The sequence below is a fragment of the Wolbachia endosymbiont (group A) of Colletes cunicularius genome, from assembly GCF_964264715.1.
Classification (GTDB): Bacteria; Pseudomonadota; Alphaproteobacteria; order Rickettsiales; family Anaplasmataceae; genus Wolbachia.
The window spans coordinates 443682-470491 of record NZ_OZ183471.1 but is presented as its reverse complement, the minus strand read 5'-3'; the positions used below and the strand labels follow the sequence as shown (position 1 = coordinate 470491).

The 26810-nt window shown below is 34.1% G+C and carries 26 protein-coding genes and 2 pseudogenes; 12 read left to right on the top strand and 16 right to left on the bottom strand.

The features are described from left to right. The first annotated feature begins 4 nt into the window (after nucleotides 1–4). The 5 genes from infB (at nucleotide 5) to ACFELZ_RS02685 (ending at nucleotide 4575) form a co-directional block, all read left to right on the top strand. On the top strand, nucleotides 5–2329 hold the full coding sequence (gene infB / locus ACFELZ_RS02705) for a translation initiation factor IF-2 (protein ID WP_375316449.1): 2325 nt from the start codon (nucleotides 5–7) through the stop codon (nucleotides 2327–2329). 9 nt (nucleotides 2330–2338) lie between these two features. After that, nucleotides 2339–2755: a ribosome-binding factor A gene (locus ACFELZ_RS02700; protein WP_164225054.1), complete on the top strand. Its 417-nt coding sequence runs from the start codon at nucleotides 2339–2341 to the stop codon at nucleotides 2753–2755. Between the two features lie 3 nt (nucleotides 2756–2758). Continuing rightward, nucleotides 2759–3622: a 4-hydroxybenzoate octaprenyltransferase gene (gene ubiA, locus ACFELZ_RS02695; RefSeq protein WP_375316448.1), complete on the top strand. Its 864-nt coding sequence runs from the start codon at nucleotides 2759–2761 to the stop codon at nucleotides 3620–3622. Nucleotides 3623–3683: 61 nt separating this feature from the next. Then, nucleotides 3684–4046: a helix-turn-helix domain-containing protein gene (locus tag ACFELZ_RS02690; RefSeq protein ID WP_375315839.1), complete on the top strand. Its 363-nt coding sequence runs from the start codon at nucleotides 3684–3686 to the stop codon at nucleotides 4044–4046. Next, complete coding sequence (locus ACFELZ_RS02685) at nucleotides 4006–4575, top strand: IS630 family transposase (protein WP_375316638.1); 570 nt, start codon at nucleotides 4006–4008, stop codon at nucleotides 4573–4575. Before ACFELZ_RS02690 ends, ACFELZ_RS02685 begins: the two co-directional genes overlap by 41 nt. Before the next feature lie 328 nt (nucleotides 4576–4903). On the opposite strand, the gene ACFELZ_RS02680 is transcribed toward ACFELZ_RS02685, so the two are convergent. Together ACFELZ_RS02680 and ACFELZ_RS02675 are read right to left on the bottom strand one after the other, a co-directional pair. Next, nucleotides 4904–5080 carry a hypothetical protein gene (locus ACFELZ_RS02680; RefSeq protein WP_375316353.1) on the bottom strand — a complete coding sequence of 59 codons (177 nt, stop codon included), beginning with the start codon at nucleotides 5078–5080 and terminating at the stop codon, nucleotides 4904–4906. Nucleotides 5081–5296: 216 nt separating this feature from the next. Then, nucleotides 5297–5740: pseudogene (locus ACFELZ_RS02675) on the bottom strand (IS982 family transposase); the annotation flags it as partial. A 58-nt stretch (nucleotides 5741–5798) separates the two neighbouring features. Here ACFELZ_RS02675 and ACFELZ_RS02670 point away from each other — a divergent pair. From ACFELZ_RS02670 to ACFELZ_RS02660, 3 genes are read left to right on the top strand one after another with little or no spacing between them, the layout of a single operon-like run. Beyond that, nucleotides 5799–5996, top strand: coding sequence for a transposase (locus ACFELZ_RS02670; protein WP_375315805.1), 198 nt, complete (start codon nucleotides 5799–5801; stop codon nucleotides 5994–5996). Nucleotides 5997–5999: 3 nt separating this feature from the next. Continuing rightward, complete coding sequence (locus ACFELZ_RS02665; protein ID WP_375315781.1) at nucleotides 6000–6164, top strand: hypothetical protein; 165 nt, start codon at nucleotides 6000–6002, stop codon at nucleotides 6162–6164. Then, entirely contained in the window at nucleotides 6107–6565 is a 459-nt protein-coding gene (locus ACFELZ_RS02660; protein WP_375316627.1) for a transposase, read from the top strand. Before ACFELZ_RS02665 ends, ACFELZ_RS02660 begins: the two co-directional genes overlap by 58 nt. A gap of 338 nt (nucleotides 6566–6903) precedes the next feature. Here the strand turns inward: ACFELZ_RS02660 and ACFELZ_RS02655 are convergent, their stop codons facing one another. The 3 genes from ACFELZ_RS02655 to ACFELZ_RS02645 form a co-directional block, all read right to left on the bottom strand. Beyond that, nucleotides 6904–7665 (bottom strand): cytochrome c1, encoded by a 762-nt coding sequence (locus ACFELZ_RS02655; protein ID WP_375316447.1) that lies wholly within the window; start codon nucleotides 7663–7665, stop codon nucleotides 6904–6906. Then, nucleotides 7665–8888, bottom strand: a complete 1224-nt coding sequence (locus ACFELZ_RS02650) for a cytochrome b (protein ID WP_375316446.1) — start codon at nucleotides 8886–8888, stop codon at nucleotides 7665–7667. The genes ACFELZ_RS02655 and ACFELZ_RS02650 overlap by 1 nt, the downstream gene beginning before the upstream one ends. Before the next feature lie 88 nt (nucleotides 8889–8976). After that, entirely contained in the window at nucleotides 8977–9225 is a 249-nt protein-coding gene (locus ACFELZ_RS02645) for a DnaJ domain-containing protein (RefSeq protein ID WP_320109619.1), read from the bottom strand. Between the two features lie 171 nt (nucleotides 9226–9396). Between ACFELZ_RS02645 and ACFELZ_RS02640 the strand changes: the two genes are divergently transcribed. Both ACFELZ_RS02640 and hisS read left to right on the top strand, forming a co-directional pair. Next, nucleotides 9397–9969 carry a NifU family protein gene (locus ACFELZ_RS02640; protein ID WP_375316637.1) on the top strand — a complete coding sequence of 191 codons (573 nt, stop codon included), beginning with the start codon at nucleotides 9397–9399 and terminating at the stop codon, nucleotides 9967–9969. Continuing rightward, a complete protein-coding gene (hisS, locus tag ACFELZ_RS02635) occupies nucleotides 9966–11192 on the top strand; it encodes a histidine--tRNA ligase (RefSeq protein ID WP_375316445.1) in 1227 nt (408 codons plus the stop codon). Before ACFELZ_RS02640 ends, hisS begins: the two co-directional genes overlap by 4 nt. Nucleotides 11193–11212: 20 nt before the next feature. On the opposite strand, the gene surE is transcribed toward hisS, so the two are convergent. The 8 genes and pseudogenes from surE to rseP all read right to left on the bottom strand — a co-directional run bounded on the left by surE (nucleotide 11213) and on the right by rseP (nucleotide 23024). After that, on the bottom strand, nucleotides 11213–11965 hold the full coding sequence (surE, locus tag ACFELZ_RS02630; RefSeq protein WP_375316444.1) for a 5'/3'-nucleotidase SurE: 753 nt from the start codon (nucleotides 11963–11965) through the stop codon (nucleotides 11213–11215). Nucleotides 11966–12381: 416 nt separating this feature from the next. Next, entirely contained in the window at nucleotides 12382–13725 is a 1344-nt protein-coding gene (gene ffh / locus ACFELZ_RS02625; RefSeq protein ID WP_374698764.1) for a signal recognition particle protein, read from the bottom strand. Further along, a complete protein-coding gene (locus ACFELZ_RS02620) occupies nucleotides 13710–15269 on the bottom strand; it encodes a proton-conducting transporter membrane subunit (RefSeq protein WP_375316443.1) in 1560 nt (519 codons plus the stop codon). The genes ffh and ACFELZ_RS02620 overlap by 16 nt, the downstream gene beginning before the upstream one ends. A gap of 303 nt (nucleotides 15270–15572) precedes the next feature. Next, nucleotides 15573–18542, bottom strand: coding sequence for a WPE palindromic element domain-containing protein (locus tag ACFELZ_RS02615; RefSeq protein ID WP_375316442.1), 2970 nt, complete (start codon nucleotides 18540–18542; stop codon nucleotides 15573–15575). A 29-nt stretch (nucleotides 18543–18571) separates the two neighbouring features. Further along, nucleotides 18572–19012, bottom strand: a complete 441-nt coding sequence (gene fabZ / locus ACFELZ_RS02610; RefSeq protein ID WP_253309601.1) for a 3-hydroxyacyl-ACP dehydratase FabZ — start codon at nucleotides 19010–19012, stop codon at nucleotides 18572–18574. Between the two features lie 4 nt (nucleotides 19013–19016). After that, nucleotides 19017–19567: pseudogene (locus tag ACFELZ_RS02605) on the bottom strand (OmpH family outer membrane protein). Next, complete coding sequence (bamA, locus tag ACFELZ_RS02600; RefSeq protein WP_375316441.1) at nucleotides 19568–21898, bottom strand: outer membrane protein assembly factor BamA; 2331 nt, start codon at nucleotides 21896–21898, stop codon at nucleotides 19568–19570. A gap of 7 nt (nucleotides 21899–21905) precedes the next feature. Then, nucleotides 21906–23024, bottom strand: a complete 1119-nt coding sequence (gene rseP / locus ACFELZ_RS02595; protein WP_375316440.1) for an RIP metalloprotease RseP — start codon at nucleotides 23022–23024, stop codon at nucleotides 21906–21908. Nucleotides 23025–23124: 100 nt separating this feature from the next. Here rseP and ACFELZ_RS02590 point away from each other — a divergent pair, with 100 nt between their 5' ends. Continuing rightward, the gene (locus tag ACFELZ_RS02590; RefSeq protein WP_182158663.1) at nucleotides 23125–23403 is read left to right on the top strand and encodes a succinate dehydrogenase assembly factor 2; all 279 of its coding nucleotides are present in this window, start codon (nucleotides 23125–23127) and stop codon (nucleotides 23401–23403) included. Here ACFELZ_RS02590 and ACFELZ_RS02585 read toward each other — a convergent pair. From ACFELZ_RS02585 to ACFELZ_RS02575, 3 genes are all read right to left on the bottom strand, one after another. Continuing rightward, complete coding sequence (locus tag ACFELZ_RS02585; RefSeq protein WP_182183710.1) at nucleotides 23378–23704, bottom strand: cell division protein ZapA; 327 nt, start codon at nucleotides 23702–23704, stop codon at nucleotides 23378–23380. The two genes, ACFELZ_RS02590 and ACFELZ_RS02585, sit on opposite strands and share 26 nt — an antisense overlap. 72 nt (nucleotides 23705–23776) lie before the next feature. Further along, nucleotides 23777–24055, bottom strand: a complete 279-nt coding sequence (locus ACFELZ_RS02580; protein ID WP_010963035.1) for an HU family DNA-binding protein — start codon at nucleotides 24053–24055, stop codon at nucleotides 23777–23779. A gap of 29 nt (nucleotides 24056–24084) precedes the next feature. Then, nucleotides 24085–25737, bottom strand: a complete 1653-nt coding sequence (locus ACFELZ_RS02575) for a 30S ribosomal protein S1 (protein ID WP_375316439.1) — start codon at nucleotides 25735–25737, stop codon at nucleotides 24085–24087. A 147-nt stretch (nucleotides 25738–25884) separates the two neighbouring features. Here ACFELZ_RS02575 and trmB point away from each other — a divergent pair, with 147 nt between their 5' ends. Beyond that, nucleotides 25885–26550 (top strand): tRNA (guanosine(46)-N7)-methyltransferase TrmB, encoded by a 666-nt coding sequence (trmB, locus tag ACFELZ_RS02570; protein ID WP_375316438.1) that lies wholly within the window; start codon nucleotides 25885–25887, stop codon nucleotides 26548–26550. Nucleotides 26551–26810: the final 260 nt, after the last annotated feature.

Genomic DNA, 26810 nt, shown 5'->3' with positions numbered 1-26810 from the left:
TAATATGAATAATGAAGATATCAGTAATAAAAAATTAACGCTCCAAGGCTTAAGCAAGCTTAAATTAGACCTCAATTTAAACTCTTCAGCTAGCCCAAGTACTGGAGCTACAATAGTAAAAAAAAGAAGAAAAAAATCTCATGATGCAGAAGAACATAATTTATTTGACGAGAGTAAATTAGGTTCTTTAACAGAGAAAGAACAAATTTTCCGCATTAATGCTGTGCAGAATGCTGCTTTGCTGAAAGAAAGAAATCAGAGAGAAGAAAAAGAGAAAACAGCAAAAGAAGACAGCAATAAAGAGATTGACGAGAAAAATGAAGCGGACACTTTATCTAAAGAAATAAATAAGAAAGTTTTAAGTAATACTCACTTAGTTGAACTAAGAGAAGATAATATTGACTATGAGGGCAACGATAAAAAGTCTTCTAAAGTCAACAAAGATATATATTCTAAGCATTCTAAACTGGTAATTGCACAGGCAATAGATGAAAAAACTGAACAACCCCCTGTATTTAAGCAAAGATTTGGTATAAGAAGTAGAAAGTCAAAGTTTACTAAGGGTAAAAATATATCAAGAGAAGTTATTATACCAGACAAAATAACTATCAGGGAGTTATCTGTTCGTATGGCAGAAGATAGCAAGAGTGTGCTAAAAATGTTCAAAGAAGAAGTCGGTGAGAGTTATAGAGTAGATGATCTGGTGGATCCAGATATAGCATCTGAAATAGTGGAAAAATTTAATCATACGGCTAAACGAGTGAGCGATACCAACAGAGAAAAGGATTTATTTTTTATAGAAGGCAGAGAAAGCCTGCCTAAAAAACCTAAACCACCAATCGTCACTTTTATGGGACACGTCGATCATGGTAAAACCTCATTGCTCGATGCATTTCGTGAATCTAATGTTGCAGAAAGAGAGTCAGGTGGCATAACTCAACACATAGGTGCTTATCAAATAACGACAAAAGATAAGCAAAAAATTACTTTTATTGATACACCAGGACATGAAGCGTTCACTGCGATGCGTGCACGTGGTGCCAATATTACTAATATAGTCGTAATAGTAGTTGCAGCTGACGATGGAATCATGAAACAAACAGTTGAAGCAATAAATCATGCAAAAGCAGCAAATGTTTCTATTATAGTTGCTATTAATAAAATTGATAAATCTGAACCTGGTGATGTAGAAAAAATAATTAATAGTTTGCCTCAATATGATCTCATCTCTGAAGAGCTTGGTGGTGATATTATGATTGTGCCAGTATCAGCAAAAAAGAAAACTAATTTAGATAAACTAGAAGAGGCGATTTTGTTAATCGCTGAATTAATGAAGCTAGAAGCAATAGAAGATTGTCGAGCACTTGGATGGGTAATAGAATCCAAAATAGATAAAGCGAAAGGAATATCAGCTACATTGATAGTTGAGGAAGGAACGTTAAAGGTTGGTGATATATTGGTAGTTGGTACAACATACAGCAAAGTACGTAGTATGGTTAATCACCTTGGTCAAAGAGAAAAAGCAGCACTACCCTCCGCTCCAATTGAAATTACTGGTCTAAATGGTGTGCCAAATGCTGGAGATAAATTTGTTGTTGTAAATTCTGAAAAGCAGGCGCGTAAAATTGTTGAATACAGGCTAGAGTTGATCAAGAAAAAGAAAGAAGATTCAGACGACAATAATTTAGATATATTCAGTCGTAATAACAGTGAAACAGAAGAACTATCTGTAGTTTTAAAGTGCGATGTAACTGGTTCTATTGAAGCAATATCAAGTTCAATTGATAAACTCGGTAAAGACCAAGTGAAATTAAATATCCTACACAAAGCAGTAGGAGGGATAACAGATTCAGATGTGCTGCTTGCAGAAGCATCAAGTGCAGTAATTTTAGCTTTTAATGTAAAAGTGGACTCAAAAATAAGGGACTTGGCAAAACAAAAAGGTGTAGAAATACATACTTATAACATAATATACGAGCTCATTGACGACATGAGAATGTATTTAACTAAAATGTTAAAGCCTGTTACACGAGAGGTTCGTGTTGGTTCTGCATCTGTGAGGCAAATATTTAACGTATCTAAAGCTGGTAATATCATTGGATGTTACGTAAGTGATGGAGTCATAAGAAAAGATTCTTTAATTAAGGTAGTGCGTGGTGGCAAATTGGTGCATGAAGGAAAGTTAAAAGCACTACGTAGGTTTAAAGATGATGTTAAAGAAGTAGGTGTAAACTTTGAATGCGGAGTATCACTAGAGGGTAATATCGATATTAAAGTTGGAGATATTTTGGAAGCTCATCAATTAGTGCAAGAAGAAAGGGTGTTATAGTAGATGGATATGAAAAAGGAAATTAGAAACCTAAAAATAGCATCGGTATTGCATAGAGCAATATCAAGAGTCCTAATGGAAGGTAAGGTGTTCAATAAAAATGTAGCGGTATCTGACGTAAAATTAAGTAAAGATTTGAAAAAAGCAGATGTATATATTGTGTTATCTTCATTGAATATCCAAGTAGCTGACTACTCAGATTCAGAAAAAAGTACATGGATTTCAGCATCACGCACTGGAGATCCTTCTGAGGATAATTGTGATATTAACACTGTTGTTAATGAAATGAACCAATCTGCATGGTCAATACGTAAATCTATATTGTGTTATGTTGATTTACGATTTATACCTGAGTTAGTTTTCAAGCCTGATTTAGCGTTCGATAATTTTGTTAATGTAAGCAAAATATTACATAATCACACTTAATTAATGTATTTCAACCGTTACTTTTCATTAATGAGACTGCACAGTTTAACAGGTTTGTGGCTTGTGCTATTTCCCAGTTTGAGCGGTATTCTTTTAGCCTCAACTTCTCTATCGTATCAGGCTCTTTTTCTCCTTGTTTTATTTACTATAGGTGCATTTTTAATGAGACCTGCAGGGTGCATAATCAATGACATTTTCGATAGGGAAATAGATGCGCACGTTGAACGAACAAAATATAGGCCACTTGCAAGTGGTGCATTGAACATAAAGCAGGCTTTGGTTTTACTCTCACTGCTACTATCTATCGCCTTGGTAATTTTATTGTTAACTAATAAAACCACACTCATACTTGGAATAATCTCAATGTGTGCGATAGCTACTTACCCTTTATTAAAGCGGTATGTTTGGTGGCCACAATTGTTCTTAGGGTTTACCTTCAATATGGGATCGCTCATGGGCTCAGCAGCAATAATAAACCAGATCAGTATAGAATCCTTGCTGTTTTATATAGGATGCTTCTTTTGGACACTTAGCTATGACACCATATACGCTCATCAAGATAAAAAAGATGATGAAAAACTCGGAATGAAATCTACCGCATTATATTTTGGTGATACAACAAAATCTTGGTTGAAAAGATTTTATTTAATATCTCTTATGACGTGGCTATATGCTGGTATCTTATCATCATTAAATAACATCTTTTATATTGCTCTACTTGCTGTAGGGTTGATATTTCACCGCCAATACAAAAATTTCAATCCTGACGATCCCAGTCAATGCATGTCCATATTTAAAAATAATTCCTACGTAGGGTTGCTTCTCTTTTTTGGCATCCTTTTAGATAGAATTATCACCTATAGCTAACCGAAATAAGGTTTCCTCAAAGGAGTGTAAAAAGGTATAATACTGCTTTAATTAAGGTAGAATGATGGCAAAGCCATATAGTGAGGACCTGAGGGAACGAGTTTTAAAAGTGGTTGACGAGAAAAAAATGACTATGGAAGAAGTAAGCAAGATGTTCAAAATTGATAGAAAAACTATATACTGGTGGAGGAAAAGAAGAGAAGAAACAGGAAGTATAAAACCGTCTTCAGGCTACCAAAAGGGACATAGTCATAAAATTAAATACTTAGATGGCTTTGTCAAATTTCTGGATGAAAACCGAGATATTACGGTTGAAAAAATAATTGAAAAATTTGGCAACATGTGCAAAGACACAGTCTACAATTATCTTAAAAAAGTAAACTATACATATAAAAAAAACTTTTCTTTATCAGGAAAGGAATGAAGAGAAACGCAAGGAGTTCATAAAAAAAATAGAAGGAATAGAAAAAGAAAACTTGATATTCATAGATGACTCTGGAGTAGAAGACAACAGATTTTATGAATATGGGTGGTCTCAAAAAGGCAAGAGGTTATTTGCCGATAAACCAGGGTTTAAAAGAAAGAAGGTAAGCATAATAGGAGCACTAAATGAGGGAAAAGTTAAAGCTTCCTGGGTAATTGAGGGCTACTGCAACAGCGAGATTTTTGATGCTTATGTAGAAAATATACTTGTTCCTATATTAAAACCTGGACAGACTATTGTTCTCGATAATGCAAGCTTTCATAAATCTGCAAGAACGAAAAATTTGATAGAAAATGTTGGGTGTAAAATTTTGTTCTCGCCGCCATACTCACCGGATTTAAATCCGATTGAGAAGTTCTGGTTTGCCATTAAGCATGCCATAAGAAAAGTGCTGCCAAGCTTTTGGCCCAATATTAATTCGGCTATTGATTTTGTCTTTCAGCTCTCGGGGAAATCTTACTTCGGTTAACTATAGGTCTCAAGAGTTTTGGCTCTAATGAAGTCAATAAACTCAGGTAGCTCGCAGAAACGAAAAAACTTGCTTGACAAACTCCGCCAGCCCCCTTATTATGACAGTGAAGCTATTGTATTTGCTTTCGCCAATCTGCAGATTAAAAGGTAAGGATTACTTAATGTATCGGCGTTTTATGTTCAATTTTTTGCAGTATATAGATACTGTATGTCTTTACAAAACTTCATCTACATCTAGATTTTTATCTAAATAAGCTGAACGCGCTTACAAAGCGTTACAAGACATCAAAAAATGCCAATACTCGACAAAGGTAGTAAAAGACTAGCTAACTCGGGGATTCTTTGTCTTTTTTTCTGCTTGGTAAATTTCTTAAACATTTGCAGCGTAGGTTAGTTGCAATTAAAAGCAGCTTAATCTCGCTTGTCAAGCGTTTAAAACATAAAAAACGCCAATATTTTAAAGCGGATAATAACCACGGTGCTTCTTTTGCCTTTTTTTCCACTTGGTAAATTTATTAATGTTTGTAGCTAAAGCAATTTAAGAGACCGAAAATGGCGTCATTCCAGCGCGTGACGCTGGAATCTAGTCTTTATTATGCAGCCACTTATTTAAAGTTAAGTTTTCTGGATCCAAGTAGTCAAGCTACTCGGATGACACCTTGACAATCGTCATCCCGCTACGTGTTAGCGGGATCTATGCTAAGAACGCGAATTCTGGATTAAGGAAGGAAGAAAGTATAGGAAATAGAAGGCTTTGTGGATTTGATGGAATAGGAAATGAGAGTAGAAAAGATATGAACCAAAAAATTAACAGGGGATCTATGGCGAGTGTGTTCAATTTCTAGTCTATTTTTTAGGTAACCAAAAACAGTCTCAATGATAGACCTTTTTCTCAGTAAAATCTTCTCATTTAACGAAATCAATGTATTTTTCATACCTTTTTTCACCTTGGTAACAAGTTTCAAACCTCGGTCAAACAGCTTCTGAAAAAGCTCTTTTGCAATATAACCTTTGTCACCAAACAAAAGGCCGATTAATTTTTCCGTCAGATTTGGCACAGGTATCCTATCATCAACATTGCCTTTTGTTAGCGTAAGTGCATGAATTTCAACATTTTCATTGATTACCATATGTAATTTGAAACCAAAAAACCAGCCGTAAGAGCCTGTCTTCAAACTAAGTAGAAAGGAGTTAAGAAGTGTGTTATAAGATATATTTTAAATGTACCCAAGCGATATAAGTGACAAAGAATGGAAGATAATAGAGCTATATTTTGAACCTAAAAAGACCGGTAGACCAAGAAAACATAGTATTAGAACAATTATTAACGCAATCCGCTATATGATGAGAACAGGATGTCAATGGAGACAACTGCCTAAAGATTTTCCACCATGGAAAACAGTGTATAGTTGTAATTAGCGATTGAAAAAAAGTGGAATATGGCAAGAGATTCATGATTTTCTAGTTAAAAAAGTAAGAGAGATAATTGGTAAGAATGAAACTCCATCAGTGGGAATAATAGATAGCCAATCAGTAAAAACTACTCAAAAAGGGGATCCAGAGGATATGATGCTGGCAAGAAAGTAAAGGGTAGAAAGCGCCACATCGTTGTAGATACTGTAGGTCTTGTAATTGCTGCTGAAGTACAAAGTGCAAGCATTCAGGATCTTGATGGTGCACTAAATCTTTTTGTTCAAGCCAAATGCAAAGCTCCAACATTACATAAGTTTTTTGCTGATCAAGGATACACAGGTAAATTGCAAAACCTCTGCTTATTGGAAACTGGATGTTTATTGACGATTACCAAGAAAATAGTTGATACAGGATTTCAGGTTATTCCCAAACGTTGGATTGTTGAGAGAACCTTTGCTTGGCTCTCCAATTTTAGACGTATGAGTAAGGATTATGAGCATTCTCCTCTCACTTCAAAAAATAACATCTTCTTTAATATGATCACTATTATGCTTCACAAATTAGCTCATTCTTGAGTTTGAAGACAGGCTCTTAAACGTTTTATAAGCGCGTTTCAGCTTTTATAGGTAGAAACCTAAAGTTTTATAAAGACATGAGGTGCACATAGTGCAAAAAATTAAGCATGATTTACGCCAAATACATTAAGTTTTTTTGTCATTAATCCACTGCAGAAATTGCGAAGATAAATAAATAGCTTCAGTTTTATGGTAAGGGGGCTGGTGGAGTTTGTCAAGTAAGTTTTTCGTTTCTATGTTGTCAGCTACTTGCACGACACCTCTGGGCACTGCCGTCATAAAGGAACCAGTGTTAGCTACTTGGATGACAACCATTGTATTTGAGGCAAAATTGACTATCACTTCTTTTTATAGAGCTTGCTCCAAATTCTATTGTTAGTTAATACAAAAAACACTGTTAAAATTATAAAATACGCCACTACTTTTAATCCAAGTTTATGCCGGCGCTCTAATTCTGGCTCTGCTGCCCATTGTAAAAAATTTATCACATCATACGCCATATTTTCAACTGTGGCTTGTCTTGCACCATCATATTCCACCATTCCTTCAGAAAGTGGTGGCGCCATAGCTAACCTGCCTGTTGAAAAGTAAGGGTTGAAGTATAAATCATTTTCATCGTGCTCGCCGTTTTGATAGCCTGTTAACAGTGAATAGACATAATTTGCACCATCATGCCTTGCTTTAATAATTAACGATAAGTCTGGTGGAACTGCACCATTATTGCTTGCTGCAGCTGCTTCTTTTGTATCAAAAGGTGCAATAAAATAATCCGAAGGTACTCCAGGTCTATCGAACATTTCACCCAAATCATTCGGACCATCTTTAACTTGATAAGAAGCTGCAATCTGTTTTATATCTTCTTCAGAAAAACCAACATCTTGCAAATTACGAAATGCTATCCTATTCATTGAATGACAAGCAGCACAGACTTCTTTATACACTTTATAGCCTCGTTGAATTGACTCTCTATCGAAAGATCCGGTAATTCCATCAAATTTCCAGTCCATTTTTTTATTTGGTAATGGTTTGAATTCTTCTGCATACACAAAATTAGCAAAAAACAATATGCAAAGCATAGCTAACATACTTCTCATCAGCATTACTTCATCTCCGGCACAGAATCACTTAAGATTTTTGGTGGTTCTTTTGGCTTTTCATACTTACTAAGAAGCGGTAAAATTATTACAAAATATGCAAAATAATAAAGAGTGGATAGCCTACTCATAGTGATGTAAGGCTCTTTCAACTCTTGTCCTCCAAGCCAGGCAAGAAGTGCAAAATTTATTGCGAAAACCCAAAAAAATTTTTTGAACACTGGGCGATAAGCACCACTTTTAACTTTTGATTTATCAAGCCAAGGTAACAAAAACCAAACTAAAATAGACGCAAACATGGTAAGCACACCAGTAAGTTTATCTGGAATTGAACGTAGCATTGCATAAAAAGGTAAAAAGTACCACTCTGGCACTATATGTATCGGAGTGACCATAGAATCAGCTTCTACATAATTGTCTGGATGCCCAAGATAATTAGGAGCATAGAAAACAAATGCAAACAAAACTACAAAAAACAGACCAAAAGTTATGCAATCCTTGACTATATAATAAGGATAGAGAGGAATGGTATCCTTATCTGATTTTACCTCCACTCCACTTGGGTTACCAGAGCCAAACCTATGCAGAGCTATCACATGAAGCATAGCTAAAGCAATAATAACAAAAGGCAGAAGATAATGCAGAGCGAAAAAACGGTTAAGTGTTGGGTTATCCACTGAAAAACCACCCCATAACCATGTAACTATTTTATTGCCAACTAAAGGTATAGCAGAAAATAAATTGGTTATAACTGTTGCACCCCAGAAACTCATTTGTCCCCAAGGCAATACATATCCCATAAAGGCAGTTGCCATCATTGCAAAAAATATAAATATACCAACAAACCACACCATCTCTCGTGGCCTCTTGTAAGATCCGTAATATAACCCACGCATTATATGAACATAGACTACCATAAAGAAGAGCGATGCTCCAACAGCGTGAGTGTAGCGTATTAACCACCCGTAATTCACATCTCGCATTATGCGCTCTACACTATTAAACGCATAATCAACATGCGGAGTGTAGTGCATAGCAAGAAATATACCTGTTATTATTTGTAAAATTAGCGCTATACCAGCCAAAGAGCCAAAGTTCCAAGCATAATTTAAGTTTTTTGGCACTTGGTAAGAAGCAGTGTGTTTCAAAAAAGAAAATATAGGCAATCTATATTCTATCCACCCTAATATGCCTTTTTCCTCTTCTATCGTTGTTTTTTTTTTCTGCATAACTTAAAGCTTTCTCTACCTTTAACTCGTTTTATTGTAGCAACTTATCCTTTACACACAAATAAAAAGTTTAAAGCGATATTAATTACTACCTCTTCAGCAACCTATCACGTGCCGCATTTAATTTTTGTGCAAAATACTCTGAGCCTCCCTTATCTGGGTGAACTAATTTCATTAAATTTTGATATGCTTTATTAATTTCATTTTGACTTGCCTCAGGATTCAGCCCCAGTATCTTTAATGCTTCATCTTTGGACATGTTATCACCAGTGTAATTTTCAGTATAACTTCTACTGCTATTAAATTCGTTCAAAAACTTACTTAATATAGAGTTCATCATGAAACTTATGTTATTTTTTTTGTCAGGAAAAGAAAAAATACAACAACGCTAGGCAAAACAAATGTAACTACTATGAATACTAAAAAAAGAAAAAAGATGAATGACATGTATATTTTTTTATCATTTTATGATTAAATAGTAACAATTATAATTGTCATGGTAAATAACATGTTCATCCAGATTGAAGAAACACCAAATCCAAACACACTGAAATTTCTCCCTGGATTTGCAATTCTAAACGAAGGAGAAACGGCTGATTTTTCAAATGCAGATGAAATAAAAAACTCCAAGTTAGCAGCAAATCTTTTTCAAATAGAACATGTGGTAAGAGTGTTTTTTGGTCATGATTTTATTTCAGTAACAAAATTGGGTGGAATTAATTGGGATACATTAAAAGTAGAAATTTTAACTACAATCATGGATCACTTTACTTCAGGTGGAAAAGCACTAGATAAAGAAGGAGTAAATGATAATAATATACTGGATGAAGAATTTTTTGATAAAAATGATATAGAAATTGTAAATAGAATAAAAGAATTGATGGAAAGTTATATCAAACCTGCAGTTGCTCAAGATGGTGGCGATATCAAATTTCGTGGCTATAAAGACGGGATAGTTTATGTTGAGTTACAAGGAGCTTGCTCTGGATGCCCAAGTGCTGCAATTACTTTAAAGCAAGGAGTGCAGAATATGCTGAGCTACCACATACCAGAGGTTGCAGGTATAGAGACCACACTATGACTAATCAAACGGTTAGAGGAACAAAAGATCTCCTGTTTGATGAATGGTACAAGTTTAAACACATAGAGCAGACAACAAGCAGAACCTCAAGTCTATATGGCTTTTTGCCTGCTCAAACTCCGATATTTGAATATACGGAAGTTTTCACAAAGACTTTAGGTGATAGCTCAGACATCATCACTAAAGAGATGTACACCTTTAATGATAAAGGAGGAAAGAGCATAACTTTACGTCCTGAGTTCACTGCAGCGGTTGTTAGGCTATTAATTGAAAAAAAACTGCAAACGCCGATAAAATTATTTTCAACAGGGCCTGCATTTCGTTACGAAAGACCGCAAAAGGGAAGACAGAGGCAATTTCATCAGATAAATTTTGAGGTTTTTGGTGTAGAAGATTCAAAAGCCGATGTTGAATTGATATCACTCGCTCAGCACTTACTAACTGAATTTAGCATCAATAAAAATGTAAAGCTGGAAATCAACTCTTTAGGTGATAGTGAAACAATAACTAAGTATAGAGAAGCTTTGATCTTATACTTTACAAAGTATCAAAACGATCTATCAGAAGATAGCAAAAATAGGTTGATCAAAAATCCACTCAGAATACTGGATTCTAAGGATGAGAAAGATAGATTAATAATTTCTGATGCGCCTAAAATCAGTGATCACTATACAAAAGAATCTTCATATTTCTTTGACCAGGTGTTAAATGGACTGCAAGCTCTTTGCATACCTTACACTGTAAATAGCAAATTAGTTCGAGGTCTAGACTATTATTGTCACACAGTATTTGAATTTGTCACAGAAGATTTAGGTGCACAAGGGGCAGTTTTTGCCGGTGGAAGATACGATAATCTAGTATCTTCAGTAGGTGGAAAACACACCCCAGCGATAGGATTTGCAGGAGGTATTGAACGCATAATGGAGTTAATCAATTATTCTCCGAAAGAAGAGCGACCTATTTACCTAATTCCGATCGGCAGAGAGGCTGATGAACATGCTCTAACACTTGCGAATGAATTGCGCAGAAATGGTTTATATGTAGTCTACGAATATAGCGGAGCACTTAAAAACCGAATGAAAAAAGCAAATCAAGCAAATGCTAAAGCTGCTTTAATCTTTGGCGATGAAGAATTGAGTAGTAAAACTTTAAAGATTAAAAACATGGATACAGGTGAAGAAAAAATAATTGCTCGCGATAACACAATAGAAAACATCAATTAGGAGCAATGCAAATGTTTTTCTTAGTCAGCTATAGAAGAAAATTCGTCTGCACAAGAATTTTTCATAGCATTCAATGTATCATAATCTGTAAAATCTAATTTTACTGGTGTGATAGTAATAAATCCTTCTTTTATTTTATTTACACTACCACTGCCTGAGTGCTCTCGAGACCAATTTAAGCTAAAAAAGCCATTCGAATTTTCAGTAAAAGTTAAATCCCCATCAATGTTATATTCACCTTGTTCAGCAAATTCTACTCCTTTTACTTTTTCCGTAGCAGGAAAATTTACACTCATCACTATGTTTTTAGGCCAACCAACCTTAACTAGCTTGGCAATAACCTTTGGTGCAAAAACCTTTGTATTGTGCCAGTCTATTTTATCATGATAAACTTGGCTCAGCGCAATAGAAGGTATAGACCTTGCAGCACCTTCCATTACAGCACCAATTGTTCCTGAATAACAAATATCGTCCCCGACATTTGATCCAATATTTACTCCGGACAATATTAAGTCTGGTTTTTTATTCATAACTTTATTTAGCGCAATAATGACACAATCTGCAGGAGTACCAGACACACTAAATTCCCTTTCACTATGTTGGTTTATTCCAATAGATTGTTTCACTGGATAATCAAGAGATCTTGCAGCCCCGCTTCTATCAGTATCTGGTGCCACCATCCATATTTCTGACGCAAAATTCCGTGCAATCTCTTTGAGTAATTTTATTCCTTCACTCCCAAAGCCATCATCGTTTGTTATCAATATTATCATATACAATACTCAGCTATACAGTTCCAAATTATGTAAATCACTGACTGTAAATAAACTCATAAGGCTTTAGGTTTCTTTGCATAACTACGAACTGTAACAAAGAACCTGCTGTAAATCAATAAGAAAAGATTAGGAGTGAAAACAGGTTGGAAAGTATATAGCTAAAGTGGCTTAGGTTTACCTACAATTTGAAAAACAACAAATTCGTTATTCCGCTACTCGTTAGCGGAATCTATACTGAGATACCGCGGCGGTATGACGTAGGGAAACCTTTCTTGGGTTAGCTATAGTATTCCCTAAAATTAATAATAAATTTCTTGGCTAGCAAGAAGCTGTAAATTTTTTTGCGAGACCTAAGCCACTTTTGATATAGCTAAAGGTTTACTGACAATCGTCTCATTCCACTACCTGCTGACTTACTTTCTGCTTAGCATATCCATCAAATCAGATTCTTTGAGTTTACTATGGTCAACTTTACTGAACTTATTTACCACAGAGCTCATTTGATTATACTGCTTAATCAGAAGATTAACTTCAGTTACACTTGTTCCGGACCCCTTAGAAATTCTAAGTCTTCTTTTGCCATTTAAAATATCTGGATTTTGCCTTTCTTTTTCAGTCATTGAGTTTATGATAGCTATATATTTTTTCACTTTATTGTCATCTGGCACACTGCTACTTAGCTTTTTTGTGAATGAACTAGGAATGAATTTCATTATGTTGCTAATACCATCCATTTTATTGAGAGTTTTTAACATTCCCACTAGGTCGTTTAGGTCGAATTTACCCTTTTTTACTTTCTTTTGTAACTTATCAATTTCTTCCTGACCAACAATCTCAGCAGCTTTTTCAACCAATGAGACAACATCACCCATACTAAGTATCCTTTTTGCAATTCTATCGGGGTAAAAATCATCGAGGTCACTTAATTTTTCACCACAAGCAATAAATTTAATTGGACAATCGGCGATCATTTTCATAGAAAGAGCAGCACCACCACGTGCATCACCATCAACACGGGTAAGAATAATGCCGGTTACACCTATTGCCTCATTGAATGATTTGGCAATGTTGACCGCATCCTGGCCTATCATTGCGTCGGCTACTAAAATAACTTCTGCAGGTGAAGCTATTTCCTTTACGGCTTTCAACTCATTCATCATATTATTGTCAATATGAAGCCTGCCTGCGGTATCTAGTATTAATACATCACAATTATCGTTCTTTGCTGTTGCCAGTGCCCTTTTTGTAATTGCAATAGGCCCCTCATTTATTACTATAGATAAAGTTTGTACGTCTATTTGTTTACCCAGCACCTCAAGTTGTTTCTGGGCAGCCGGCCTATAAATGTCTAAAGAGGCAAGCATCACTTTTTTCTTTTGCTTTTTTAGCTTTAAAGCAAGCTTTCCTGAGGTAGTTGTTTTACCTGCACCTTGTAAGCCCACCATCATAATCACAGCAGGGGGTTTAACTGCTAGATTTAAGTCACTTTTCTCCGATCCGAGAACTGCAACTAAATTATCCTGCACAATTTTAATTATCATTTGTGCTGGAGAAACACTCTTTATGACTTTTTCCCCAATCACTTTATCTTTAATGTCATTGATGAATTTTTTCGCAACTTCAAGTGAAACGTCAGCTTCAATTAAAGCTATACGTATTTCACGCATGGCAAGATTAAAATCATCTTCAGAAATGATTGACTTTCCTCTCAGTTTACTAAATACAGAATTTAAACTTTCAGTTAACGATTTAAACATAATAGCGTTAGTAGAATACTCATTAAAAAGAGAGAAGAAGCTGAAACAAAACTCACTGAGTTATAATCCAGCACTTCTTTAAGTTTAGTAATATTATTAAAGTATAAACCAGCAAGTGAATTAGTCAAGTTTTGCACTATGCTGGCAAACATTTCTCTAGTTTTAGAGACTAACTGATTGAACAGCAAGACAATATAGGGTATGAAAGCTCTAAAAGTCCAATCAACATCCATTTTAAAATTTATTCTCGGGTAAAATAACTTGCGTAAAGGAATAAACAATAAAGTGGTACATAATAACAAATTAAATTGCGACAAAATATTTTTTGTGTTGTACACAAAATCGAAAATCGAAGATTTATTGTAAATAGGTAAGTAAGGATTGCCAGTGATTACGCATATAAATGCTAAAATGATCATAGTCATTTTGCCCCCCCTCTCTGCTAAAGGTTTTGACTTACTTTTTGCAATAAATAAGTAATAAAGAAACTTTAGCCCCACGCTTAAATGAAGCAGCAAATTTAGAACCTTATATAAATTTTTATAACCTTTTAAGGCAACAGTGTTCATTTCAATTTCAGCTGTGATATATGATTTACTGATAAATCCAGCGGTTCCAGGAAATGCAGCCATTGTAAGTATTGCGATTATAGCACACATGCCTTCCACTGACATCAGTTTACCTACTCCATTAAAACTAATTGTTTTTGTTCGTGAAATAATCGAATTGCTGACCACAAACAATAATAATTGATAAACAAGAGAGAAGATTATATGCAGCATCAAAATTGGTATTGCCTTTTCCGAAGAGTTGAGTAAACCTCCTGCAATAATCAGCAAGCCCATTTGTCCTACAATATTATAGCATAAAAATCTACGAATATTTTGCTCAAGAGAAGCAAATATAATGCTGTAAATTGCAGTGATGGCGCCTACAAGCGCTAATATTTCAGTACAATCTTGCCATAGGTTATAAGTGTGTAAAAGCATCACTAAAAAAGAGACTTTAGTGGTAAATAAAGAGAGATATGTAGTGCCATGTAGCGATGCAGCAGGATATGCATCAACAACCCAAAACGAAAAAGGGAAACAAGTGCAGTTTATCAATAAACCTAAAATTATCAGGTTAGTACTTTGCAGTGCCAATCCTGCTGTTAATATAACTCCAACGAAAAAGTGTACACAAGCGTACCTTATTGCAGGTCCACTATCTCTACAGCCAGCTGCGATAGTAAAAAATGCACTGACGGTCATTAATTCACAGAATATTATAACCAATATCATATGTTCAGATAAAACTGCATAAAGTGAACTAATAGTGTAAGCAGCAAAAGATAGCATCTCTGAAAAAGTCAAATTTTGTGCTGGTAGAACAGCTAAAAATGCAGCTGATAAAAAAGATATTAGTATGATATGAAAAGATAAATCAAAATCCAGAATTGGGAGAGACCAATTTACTGCAATGCTCAAATTTTCAGGTAATTTTAGGACTATAACTATTAATACAGTCAGTAGAAGTAACAGTGAAGATTTATAAAGTTGCACAATAATTTAAACCAATATGGGTTATGCTATCTCAATATATGAATAAAATCAATTTGCATATTAACCACTAATTAAACTAATTATCATATAATTATATCAGAGTTTAGAGGGTTATAGAGAAACCGGTCAGATTAGGTTTTTAATCTAATCTGACCGATAGCTTTAATAGTGAGGTAAGCTTTAATATAGCATTCTTAATTCACAATGCTACACTCGTGCATAATTTATTTTTAATTTGTGCACGAGCGTTAGTAAATTATTTACTTTTTGAAATAAAATTTGGCATCACTTTAATATCCAGACTTAGTAAACCTCAGTAGGGCTGCCAGTTGGACCCATAAGAATTACTTGTTCACCTTCTTTAAAACATTTACATAAATTAGTGGAACCGCCAGTTTCAAGCACAATAGTGGAAATAATTCCTTTTTTTTTGTCTACTTCAGTGCCGGTTACGGCTATACCTTCCATAGCAAGGTTTGTATTATTGGCTTTTCTGCTATTGGTTTCAAAATTTTGCAACCTAAAGAATTGTCCAGGTTTAAAATTCTTTGCCGCAAGTGGTGCTTTGATCACTATTTCCACAACTTTGTCTGTTAAATATTGAACTTTTATAACCTTTGCAGTGAATTGCTCTTTGATTTTATTGAAAAATTCTTTGTTAGCCAGGTGTTCTGATATTATTCCAGCGCGTGACGCTTTAGTGTACAAATGCTGCAATTTGTAGGTAATTCGCATAGCAGGTGGTGTCATGCAAGTAGCTGACACTGGAATCCAGTTCTGACTATACAACCATCTGGTGTACTCATTCAAAATTAAGTTTTCTGGATCCCAGTGTCTGGGCACTGGAATGACATCTTTTTTGGTGAAAGTTACTCTTACATTACAACATTCATACAATTGTGCATATGACTCCGAGATTCTAGCTGGAGTGGCAGAAATGAAGCTATTAACTCTATTCAAAAGCTGAGAAACGATAGGGTAACCATTCTTAGCGCTTGCCATAGCTTTCACGACGCTGCCGCTATACGAAGGATGAAGATCACCAAAAAAGCTAATTGTTTTATTGCCTTGCTTATATACTAATATTCTGTCTTTATTCTGCATCTTAGGAGAAAATATTGGATCTATTTCTTTTCCTGATGAATTCAAATGAGTAAAATACCCATTGCTTAATTTAAAATGCTTTTTATCTTCTGTTGCAATAACTGTATTTGGCTCAGTACCTGCTGCTATAAAAATAGAACGTGCTTTCATGCATTTGATTTCGCCGGATTTTGTGTCTATTAGTTTTATTGATTCAGCATGATTATATTTATCCGTCACAACTTCAACTGGCTCTAAGTTTTCAATAAAGTAAATCCCTTCTGAAAGTGCATTTTGCACCTCTTCGCTATTTAATCGATAACTTGGCGAATCTTTTAGCTCTTTTCTATATACAACTTTCACTCCCCCCAAACTCTGCATTAACTCTAATATTTTTATTTCTCTACTCTCTTTTTTTGCTAACTTTTGCTTTTCTCGGATCAATTGTGCGTGCGATATAAACTCATTCGCAATTTCGCGCTCTTCCTCTGTCCAATCCTTTTCAACACAGTCCTTTCCATACTTATCAACTAATATCTCATAACGAAGAAGAAATTTTTCTGCTTGAATTGGATAATACGCTAAAGCTTCAGTGGCAGTGTCAATCGCAGTAAGCCCCGCACCTATGACAACTATCGGCATACGAACTTGCAGATTTGCTATAGAATCAAATTTAAGAGCGCCAGTCAGTTGTAACGACATAAGAAAGTCAGATGCCATACGCACTCCACGAGCTAGTATATTCTTTATTTTGATCATTCGTTGCTTGCCAGAGCCAAGTGCTAGTGCGATGTGATCAAAACCCAAGTTGAAAGCATCATCAACATTAATCGTGCCACCAAAACGAATGCCCCCATAAAGTGCGAAATTCTCACGTCTTTCCAGCAGTAATCTAATAATCTTTAAGTAATTTTTATCCCACCTAGAAGTAATGCCATATTCTGCCACTCCACCAAACCCACCTGCCGTACGTTCACTCAATTTTTCGTGTTCAAAATCTTTAATTAGCTGGAAATTATCGATTAAAGGTTCAATCTTTAGTCCATCAATGGCGATAACGTTATGCCCATCATTCAACAAATGATGAGCTAAATTAAAACCAGCAGGACCAAGGCCTACAACTAGAACGTTTTTTCCGGTGTTTTCTCTTGGCAATGAACGCTGAAAATTTAAAGGATTCCAACGGCTGAGCAGAGAATATATTTCAAATCCGTACGGTAAACTAAGCACATCATCCAAAATCCTTGTTTCAATCATTGGCACATTCACGGGTTCTTGTTTCTGATATATGCACGAGTTCATGCAGTCATTGCATATTCTGTGCCCAGTAGCCGCACATAATGGGTTATCTATCATCACAATTGCAAGGCTTGCTATGCTGTAACCTTCGCTTTTCACCAGATTCATTTCTGATATTTTCTGTTCTAGTGGACAGCCATGCAGCTCAACTTTTAGTGGGGACTGTTTAAAAGTATTGTCGTTATTAATTAGCCCCTTTGAGCAGCTGTCCTTATTTTGCTTATGACAGAATATGCAGTAGTGAGCGTTATCTAATGCTTTGTTCAAACTCACCTTTTTGCTTGTTAGATCAAAACCATATCGTCTTTTTACTTCATTTGAATACAGCACTTCAACTTTGTCCACTTCTTTTTTAGAAAATGGCATGAGGTTTTCGTGGTCGATTTTTTTATGAATACTGAATAATATACTCTGTTTATTTTTTACTCTCCACACTGCATATTGTGCCGCAAGTTCTATTTCTTCTTTGTGATTTTCTTTATCTTCAAACCAATGCATCACCTGCTCGGCAAAATTTTTTTCTGTTGTTGGCAAAGTGAGAAAATGACTTAGTTTGTTAGTAATATCTATATTCGCCACATTAATGTATTTCTTCAATGCGTAGCGTTGGACAAATAACCTTTTGCATTTATATATCACAGCAAAGTCATTGTGTTTTTTCTTTAGCTCTTCTATTTCTTTTTCAATGTTGAAAAGTTTTGCAATGAACTCGTCAAATAAATATGAGAGGTCTATTATTAACTGGCTATCACCAATCTGATTTTCCCTTGCTTCAATTAATGAACAAAACAAGCTTTCATCACATGATTTAATATAATTCAAAAATGTCTCATCCAATTTTATTAATCCACTGCGAGTATATAAATTTGAAAATGAGATATTAAGCTGCATTATACAGTATGCACACTGTCTTTTGTATATTACGTATTTTGTAGCATAGCTAAAATCGTTGCTTCTGCAACCTTTTCTTCACCAACACAGGCAATACACTCAAATTTACATGCACTTAAACGTGCGTTTTTAACATTAGCTTGCAGAATCAGTGTGTCCCCTGGAGTGACTGGCTTTCTGAATTTTGCATTTTCAATAGACATAAAGTAAATAGCTTTGTTTTCTATTGTACCTTGACTTTCTTTACCAAGAACACATATAGCAGATGCTTGAGCTAGAGATTCAATTATCAAGACTCCTGGCATTATTGGATGACCAGGGAAATGACCAATAAAAAATGGCTCATTGAAAGTCACATTTTTGATTGCTTTTATACTTTTACCAGGATCACACTCTATAACCCTATCTACTAAGAGAAACGGATAAGAATGTGGTAGTATTTTTATAATATCACTGATATTAAATTGCATAAGCCTACTCAATGCCTTTTAAAGCAAATTCAGGTATTTCCTTGTTTATATTGTTTAATACCATATCCAATAAATCAACTTCATCCATAGAGTATAAAACTTGGTTCTTTTTTGAAATAAATAGTACCAAATCTATGTTGTCTTTTTCTGCTGTTTTTTTAGCAACTTCTTTTATCTTGTTAAAAACACTCTCTACTGCATCTCTATAACTTTCTTTAAATACAACATTTTTTTAGCGTAAGCATCTCTAGCATTTACAGTATGCTTATTAAACTGTTCTGTCTTTTCCTTTTTTGCTTCTTCTGACAAAAGTTCAAATTCTTCTTTTGATGGCTTAAGTTTTTCTAACTCACTTTCAAATTCTTGTTGTAATCTAGAATTCTGCTCCTTTATTTGTTGTTGTATGTTTTGCAGAGCAAGAGATTCATTGATAACTTTATCACTATCAATAATGGCAGCCTTTGTGTTCTGAGGTTGATATCCTGCAAACTTATACCCCACAAATAAGAAAATAATTAAGGCAATAACTGATATAAATAACTGTATATATTTCATTCAAATCCCCGCTTCAATAGAAAATTTAACATTTGGTGATGGTATTATATCATAAGATTCCTTTACTAAAGGAAACCCAAAATCTAATCTAAATCTACCAAAAGGAGAAGGCATTGAAAAGCCAAAACCTGGTGACACTCTTATAAGCTTACTATCATTATATGGATCTTTATATTTCTCATTTTTATCATCTAAGCCAAAAAGTGTTGCATAGTCAACAAATAATGAGCCTTTGATACCAGCATAGTCATATAGTTTTGGTAGTGGGAAATCTACTTGCTGTGTTAAATTAAAATAAGTTTTGCCTCCCAATGAGCTTTTATTTTTGTCTTCTGCTCTTGGTCCAATGCCGGAAAGGTCAAACCCTCTAATCTCATTACCCCCTTTAAAAAAGTGCTGGCCAATGTTTAGATCTTCATCGGTATAAGAAAAAATATGACCTGCTGCCATCTTAAAGCGTAGTATTATGCTATCGTCAATTTTACTTAATATAGGATGCGTGTAAAAAGACAAGAACTCAGATTTTAGGAAGTTTACATTTCCTCCCAATCCTGAAATATCCTGACTTAAGCGTAATAAATACCCCTCTCTTGGAGCGTATAGATTATCCAATTTATTATATGCCAACGTGTATCCCACTGATGAAATCTGATGTTCATCTTTTTGATCTCTTATTATCTGAGAGATATCCTCATCTTTTCCACCCTTATTATCCATGTGTATATGATTATACTTATAAGAATAGTGAAAGGAATTGATGAGATTTTCTGAGATTTTATATGATAATTTTGCTGTTCCTCCCCAGTTACAAGTATCGAAAGTAGTGTTTGGTTTATCTTGTTTTTCATAAAATACACCCATGCCTAGTGACGTATCAGAATCGTTAAAATTATTTTCAACAAACTCTAAATCAGTAGAAAATACGTATTGACTTTTTTCGAGAGCAAAAGAGAGCTCTTTTCCAGTACCAAATAAATTACGGTCTTTGAGGTTAATTTTAATCAATGCTCCACCAGGAAGAGACACACCTCCTCCCAAATACAACAAAGTAGTGTTTTTTTCTTTAACATTTAAGTCAAGATTTACTGCATCGTCATTAACTGCGTAACTATTTACTTTCACTGTTTCAAAAAAATCACTACTAATTAGTTTTTTACGTGATTTTTGAATCTCAGATATATTGTACGCATCACCTTCTGCTATACTTAGCTTACTTCTGATCACCTTATCTAAAGTGCGATCGTTACCATCAATTGTAATTTGATTTATATAAATCTTTTTACCCGGCAGCACTCTGTAGGTCACATCTACAACATTGTCACGTTGTGCATACTCTGGATTAACTTTTGCAAATATATATCCTTTCTCATTTAAATACTTGTTTATTTTTTCTACTGTATTATTAATTTTAACTCTATTAAATATCTTATCGTTTTCCTCTGTTATAAAGTCCAATATTTCTTCTTTTAGGCTTAAATCCTGAATTTCAGTTTCAATATTAACCTCATTATTTCCAAACAAATATTGCTGTCCTTCGTCAATCAAAAAAGTCAATTCTATCTGATTGTTATTATCAACCTCAACAATCGGTTGAATATTATTTTGAGTATATCCCTTAGACGAATAAAAACGATCGAGCAATTCTGTGTTAATCAATAAATATTGTGGTGAATAACGAGTTCCGCCCTTAAACATGGCTCTAAATAACTTACTAAATATGTCATTACTATGCACTTTAATAGCTTGCTCTAGCTCGTTTTCAGAAAAGTTTTTGTTACCTATAAATCTTATATCCTTAATTTTAGAGGTTTTACCTTCTTTTATTTTAAAAATTAGATTGACCCTATTACTATCAAGCTTATTCAGCTCATATGCAACGTTAACACCAACCTTACCGTTATTTCTATAAGTAGTGATTAAATTCATTAAATCGTTTTGCAATTTTGTTTCAGTGAAAATAGTTAGCGATTTTGATTGAATTACATTATTTAGCAGCTCTTTGCTGTTAAATAATTTATTACCCTTTAATATTATCTTGTTAATTAGTGGATTTTCTTGAATTTTTACTACTAAATTTTTTTTATCATCGATATAAGCGTTAACACTAGCAAACAACTTTGTTTTATATAAACCTTTTATAATCGAATCTATATCATCGTCGTCTACATAGCTACCAGGTTCTAACTTTATATAAAACCCTATTGTTTGATTGCTTACTCGCTTATTGCCAATGCATTTGATATCTTTTATCTGTACTTTTTCCTTATTTTCTAAAGCAACAAGTAAAGCAGGAAAAATTACTATCAATAATATGCAAAGTAGCTTTTTCATGTTTATTTTAAAAAAGACTCCTAATATCATTTGACATTCCAGTTGCCATAAGCAAAAACAATACTAAAGCACCAAAAATAGCTGCATATTTTTGACATTTCAAACTTAAATCTCGACGTATAACTGCTTCTATAATATAGTGAAATAAATGCCCCCCATCCAGTAGCGGAATTGGCAGTAAATTAATCGCAGCTAAGTTAGCTGAAATAATTGCCATGAGATACACAACCATAATAAATCCTTTTTTGGCTGATTGCCCTGAATATTTTGCAATTTTTATTGGTCCACCTATTTCACTTGCACTTCTCTTACCAACGATAATTTGAAAGATAGCTTTGATAGTTAAGCACATAGTGTGGTAAGTTTCACTTACTGATAAGCTCACAGCCCCAAGAAAAGATGACTGCTTTAATGTATTGACTGAAATAATCCCTATAGTTTCTCTTTCTATTATGTTGCCAAAAACATCTCTACTCTCAATTGTCAATGGAGTCAGGCTAGTTCTACGCTCCTCACTATTTCTGCTATATTTAATTTCCATTCTCGTCTTGGGGTTCGACATTATCACACGTGAAATATCTTCAAAGTATCTTATTTTATGTTCATTGATTTGTGTAATAGTGTCACCTGGTAATAGGCCAGCTTGTTTGGCTGCACTTCCTTCAATTACATCCCTAATCACCGGTGGAGTGCGGTAATAACCTGCCGTGCTAAAAAATATTGTAAAAGCTATAACAGCAAGTATCATATTTGCAAAAGGTCCTGCAAAAACCACTGCTGCTTTTTTATACCGCGGTTTTGTATGAAATGAATACAACTTTTCTTCTTCAGTTAATTCTTTTTGATCAGCTGGGGCACTCGCTGCATTAGTATCCCCTAACATTTTAACATAACCACCCAATGGAACAGCGCTTAGTTTCCATCTAGTTCCAGACTTATCGTTAAAACCAAAAATTTCAGGACCAAAACCTATAGAAAAAGATTCAACTTTAACTTTGCATGCTTTGGCAACAACATAATGCCCATATTCATGCACAAACACTATAACAGAAATGATTAAGGCAAATGACAAAAAACAATATATTCCATTGCCAAACTGATGAATGAAATTCGAAATTAACTCCACCTGTGTATTTAGATCTTAAACAAATGTTAAGTATATTAAAACGCGCCTCGCTTGACAAGTATTTAGTTTAACTTTTAAATTAAAAAAAAGTTTAATTGTAATGACAGATACCTCACTACTCAGAAGAAAATTGATGTATAGAAGCTGGCATAGGGGTTGCAAAGAAACCGATATACTTTTAGGGCATTTCGCATTGAAATATCTTGATAAATTTTCCTTGAGTGAACTAATCGAATACGAAAAAATAGTTGATCTTGATGATTACGAATTATATTGTTACATAACTCGTAAGACAAACCTCCCTCCTGGCTTAAATAGTCAGATAGTCAATTTAATTGCTTGCTTTATTGAAGCTAATCCTTTATGCACTCAAGATTAGTGATAATCTTATTTACCTTATCTAGTACCTCAATATATTCTATTCTTTTCTCGTTTCTATACTTTTCGCGCTCTTGATTTGCTTCATCCAACCGCTTTGTTAATTCTAAAATTTTATCCTCAAGAATTAGCGCTGCAAGTAAGAAATTTAATGCATCCGAACCCTTACCTCCAGTTTTTTGAGATACAGAACCAACTAGCTTGTCAAAACTATTAGCAAGACGTAATAAATGGCTCTTCTTCCCACTTTCGCAAGATATTTTGTATGTGTTATTACGTATAACTATTTCTACTACTTGCATATGGTGCTAAAAATTTCTATCGTACAGTATAAACTCAAACCCCTACTTTCATCTTATTTATGGTATAAATTTTTATTCATTTATCAAATCAGATAATTTTTTACTGCTACGAAAATATGTTTTAAAGTATTGATTCTTTGTAAACTTCTGTAACATTAAATGGCTTGTTTCTTTCAAGTTATAACTTCTAACTGAAAAAGAACCAAACCCCCTAATTTCAACTCTATTATGATGCTTCAATGTGCTTGAAAGTATCCCAAAAAATCTATCAACTATAGCTGCTATAACAATCTTATCTAAAAAAGGATGTCTTTTTGCTACCCTCGCTATTATATCAGACTTTGTTGCCATTTATATGAAGCCAAAATAAGTAAACCTTATCACTTAGCAGATAATACTATGTTATATTCTTCAACACCCAATACTTCAACTTCTATTTTTTCTGATATAGAGAACTTTTTATTTTCCGGTAAATGCTCTTGATCTATTAGAAGGGTTACATCGTTCTCAACTTCAACGACTAGTCCATTATCTTCTCTCTTACCTACAATAACCTGTATTTTATCGCCTACCTTAACTTTCTTTATCAGTTCTTCAAGAGGATCATACTCTATTTGTTTTATTCCAAGATAAATTCTTGCCCGATTCACGTTAGCCCTTATTACTTTTGCTTCTATTTTATCACCTACATTATACTTCTTTATCTCATCTGAGCTATTTTTAGACCAACTTAAATCTTTCACATATATTGTCCCTTCTACGTTCTCATCTATTTCAGAATCATTGAAAGCAACAGATACATATGAGCCGGTATTATTCTTCACTTCACCAGAAACAATAGAACCAGGAGGATATTTATTGATAAATACTTGCCAAGGGTTGTCTACACACCTTTTCATGCTTAAACTCATCCTACTCTTAGCAATGTCAATACTGAGAATTTTTACATATACTTCTTGTCCCCTTGTTACGAGACTACTAACTGGTAAATTACTCTTAACCCAAGTTATTTCTGACGAGTGCACTAAACCTTCAATTCCAGGTCTAAGCTCAACAAACAATCCATAATCTTCTATGCTTGTTACATAACCCTTATGCACACTATCAACTGGATATTTTGACTCTGCATCTTGCCAAGGGCTATCTTCTAGCTGCTTCACACCCAAGGAAATTTTAGCATTTTCCTTATCTATTTTTATAATTTTAACTTTTATAGTCTGGCCACAAGCAAAAACTGCAGATGGATGACTCACTCTACTCCAAGAGATATCTGTAATATGTAGCAATCCATCTATAACTCCCACTACATCTGATTCATGAATACCGACAAATACACCGTAATGAGTGATGCTTTTTATTTTTCCTTCTATTATATCGCCTTCATTTAAAGATTCTAAAAATTTAATTTTTTCACCAGCGTGCAATTTTTCTAACACCAGCTTTCTTGATACTACAATATTACCTTGCTTCTTATCCATTTTAAGCACGATGAACTTTTGTTCAGTTTCAATAAGGTGCTTCGCGTCTTTTACTTGCTTCAAATCCACATGACTCAGCGGTAAAAAAGCGCTTATTCCGTCACCAAGATCAACAATAAAACCACATTTAATTGAGCGTTTAATAACTCCGCTTACTTCAGCTCTTGTAACTGTATCTTCTTCCAACTTATTCCATTTCTCGTCTCTAATTGCTTTTTCACGGCTAAGAACAACATTACCATGATAATCTTCAATTCTTTCCACATAAACTCTAATTTTCGAGCCAATAATGATCTCATCATTACAACCGAGTTCCTTGATCAGAATTCTCCCGTCAGACTTTAAACCAATATCAACCACAACGTCGTTAGGGTTTATTCTTGTAATTACACCTTCTACCACATCTCCTTCTTTAATTTTGTTAACAAAAGAATCTTCAAACAAGGCATTATCTTGATCCTCAAATTGGCCTTGACATATCTCTTCTATAAACTTGTTTGATGATAGCTTTCTGATAGTAACCGGTAGATTTACAACTGAATCATTATTATTCATGCAATGTGACCTTTAATTTAAACTTTATTAGAACTCATATATTATATAATATTAATAATTATTGACAAGTAATTTTTCGTTAATTCATTTCGAGAATTGTTTAAGCTATATAAAATATAGTGAGAAAATTATATATGTATCAAGAATATGCTATTTAAGAATAGCAAGTGGATTAGATCGTTCTCCAGAAGGTCCAGGTTAAAACCGGATGTTGATGAAATATTGGAAAAATATTCTATTCAAAACAGCAAGGAATCTATAGAGAAGATTGTAAATTCACGAAAAAGAATATGGGTAGAAATAGGCTTTGGCAACGGTGAAAATATGCTTTACCAGGTGCTCAATGAACCTGATCTATTATTTATAGGATGTGAGCCCTACTTAAAGGGGGTTTCTCGCTTGCTAACAAACATAGAAATACAAAACATAAAAAACATTTTAATATGGACAGAAGATGCAAGAGAATTGATTGCAAATTTTCCTGACAACAGTGTTGAAAGATTCTTTATCCTCTTTCCAGATCCATGGCCAAAAAGAAGTCACAATAAAAGACGATTAATTAATAAGGAATTTTTAAATTTATTAGCAAAAAAAATACTTATAACAGGGAAAATATTCATTGCAACCGATCATCAGGACTATGCAGAGTGGATAGCATCACATATAAAGCAGTGTAACTCTTTAATCTATAGTGAAGAAGATTTCACAAGTTATACTCTTACAAAATACCACAAAAGAGCGCTCAAAGATCAGCGTAAAGTAAGGTTCTTTAAAGTAAGTGTTATTAATAATTTGCAGACTATGGATCAATAGAGTTTTTGCATATCTCTTTTACGTTAGCTATAGATTAAAAATAATAGACTTCTTGCATAACCATATAACATTGGAAATAGAAACGAAAAAATTGCTTTACAAACTTCGCCAACCCCCTTATCATAAACACTGAAGCTATTTATTTATCTTCTCTGTACAGATTAAATGACAAAAAAACTCAACGTATTTGGCGTCTCATGTTTAATTTTTTGCACTATGTACACTCTATGTCTTTATCAAATTCTAGGTTTTTACCTATA

Excerpts from the sequence above, each read along its gene's own strand:
- trmB (WP_375316438.1), top strand. The coding sequence starts at position 25,885 with ATGCTATTTAAGAATAGCAAGTGGATTAGATCGTTCTCCAGAAGGTCC.
- ubiA (WP_375316448.1), top strand. The coding sequence starts at position 2,759 with ATGTATTTCAACCGTTACTTTTCATTAATGAGACTGCACAGTTTAACA.
- fabZ (WP_253309601.1), bottom strand. The coding sequence starts at position 19,012 with ATGCAATTTAATATCAGTGATATTATAAAAATACTACCACATTCTTAT.
- ACFELZ_RS02655 (WP_375316447.1), bottom strand. The coding sequence starts at position 7,665 with ATGCTGATGAGAAGTATGTTAGCTATGCTTTGCATATTGTTTTTTGCT.
- ACFELZ_RS02640 (WP_375316637.1), top strand. The coding sequence starts at position 9,397 with ATGTTCATCCAGATTGAAGAAACACCAAATCCAAACACACTGAAATTT.
- infB (WP_375316449.1), top strand. The coding sequence starts at position 5 with ATGAATAATGAAGATATCAGTAATAAAAAATTAACGCTCCAAGGCTTA.
- ACFELZ_RS02590 (WP_182158663.1), top strand. The coding sequence starts at position 23,125 with ATGACAGATACCTCACTACTCAGAAGAAAATTGATGTATAGAAGCTGG.
- ACFELZ_RS02650 (WP_375316446.1), bottom strand. The coding sequence starts at position 8,888 with ATGCAGAAAAAAAAAACAACGATAGAAGAGGAAAAAGGCATATTAGGG.
- ACFELZ_RS02690 (WP_375315839.1), top strand. The coding sequence starts at position 3,684 with ATGATGGCAAAGCCATATAGTGAGGACCTGAGGGAACGAGTTTTAAAA.
- ACFELZ_RS02580 (WP_010963035.1), bottom strand. The coding sequence starts at position 24,055 with ATGGCAACAAAGTCTGATATAATAGCGAGGGTAGCAAAAAGACATCCT.
- ACFELZ_RS02575 (WP_375316439.1), bottom strand. The coding sequence starts at position 25,737 with ATGAATAATAATGATTCAGTTGTAAATCTACCGGTTACTATCAGAAAG.
- ACFELZ_RS02585 (WP_182183710.1), bottom strand. The coding sequence starts at position 23,704 with ATGCAAGTAGTAGAAATAGTTATACGTAATAACACATACAAAATATCT.
- surE (WP_375316444.1), bottom strand. The coding sequence starts at position 11,965 with ATGATAATATTGATAACAAACGATGATGGCTTTGGGAGTGAAGGAATA.
- ACFELZ_RS02615 (WP_375316442.1), bottom strand. The coding sequence starts at position 18,542 with ATGCAGCTTAATATCTCATTTTCAAATTTATATACTCGCAGTGGATTA.
- ACFELZ_RS02670 (WP_375315805.1), top strand. The coding sequence starts at position 5,799 with ATGTACCCAAGCGATATAAGTGACAAAGAATGGAAGATAATAGAGCTA.
- ACFELZ_RS02700 (WP_164225054.1), top strand. The coding sequence starts at position 2,339 with ATGAAAAAGGAAATTAGAAACCTAAAAATAGCATCGGTATTGCATAGA.
- bamA (WP_375316441.1), bottom strand. The coding sequence starts at position 21,898 with ATGAAAAAGCTACTTTGCATATTATTGATAGTAATTTTTCCTGCTTTA.
- ACFELZ_RS02645 (WP_320109619.1), bottom strand. The coding sequence starts at position 9,225 with ATGAACTCTATATTAAGTAAGTTTTTGAACGAATTTAATAGCAGTAGA.
- hisS (WP_375316445.1), top strand. The coding sequence starts at position 9,966 with ATGACTAATCAAACGGTTAGAGGAACAAAAGATCTCCTGTTTGATGAA.
- ffh (WP_374698764.1), bottom strand. The coding sequence starts at position 13,725 with ATGTTTAAATCGTTAACTGAAAGTTTAAATTCTGTATTTAGTAAACTG.